Origin of the sequence: Lichenifustis flavocetrariae (genome assembly GCF_026130545.1) — a bacterium.
Classification (GTDB): Bacteria; Pseudomonadota; Alphaproteobacteria; order Rhizobiales; family Beijerinckiaceae; genus Lichenihabitans; species Lichenihabitans flavocetrariae.
Map to the genome: position 1 here is coordinate 1 of NZ_JAMOIM010000158.1, position 798 is coordinate 798.

Annotated in this window: 1 protein-coding gene; it reads left to right on the forward strand. The window is 60.7% G+C overall.

What is annotated here, in order from left to right; genetic code table 11:
• A partial coding sequence (locus M8523_RS36425; protein ID WP_282589664.1) for an ISAs1 family transposase occupies positions 1 to 792 on the forward strand: 792 nt, incomplete at its 5' end.
• Between the last annotated feature and the right edge of the window lie 6 nt (positions 793 to 798).

Sequence of the window (798 nt, forward strand, 5' to 3'; positions counted from 1 at the left end):
GGCTCTTTCGATCGTGGTCGGACGCAGGGACCGCTGCACGTGATCAGCGCGTGGGCCTGCGATCGAAATCTGGTGCTCGGCCAGCGCCAGGTCGGAGACAAGTCCAACGAGATCACCGCGATCCCGGAACTGCTGGACGTGCTGGACGTCAAGGGGGCGATCGTCACCCTGGATGCGATGGGATGCCAAACCGCGATCGCGTCCAAGATCCTCGAGAAAGAAGCTGACTATCTCGTCACGCTGAAGGCAAACCACGGGAAGAAGCACAGCGCCGTCCGGGCGCTGTGCGACACGACCTGCTTCGGGCCCTTGGCCACCCAGCAGGCGGCCCATGACGAATTCGATGATGGTCATGGCCGCCTGGTCCGGCGCCGCGTCTTCCTCTGCCCGGATGCCCTGGCCCTGGAACCACTTCGCAATTGGCCCGGCTTGAAGAGCGTTCTGGCCGTGGAGACCATTCGCAGCGTCAAGGGGTCCGACAAGACCGATGCCGAAATTCGCTACTTCCTTTCCAGCAGCATGGAGCCGCCGGACGTCCTGGCGAAAGCCATCCGTCGGCATTGGCAGATCGAGAATGGCCTACACTGGGTGCTCGACGTGACCTTCAACGAAGATCACTGCCGCATTCGAGATCGCACCGCCGTCCGAAATTTCGCACTGCTTCGGAAAATCGCGATCAACCTCGTCCGTCGTCATCAGTCCTCAAAGGCCAGCCTGAAAGGAAGACGGAAAATGGCAGCGTGGAACAACCAATACATGGAGCAAATCCTCACAGGCGTCTTTCATGCGTAACCCCTG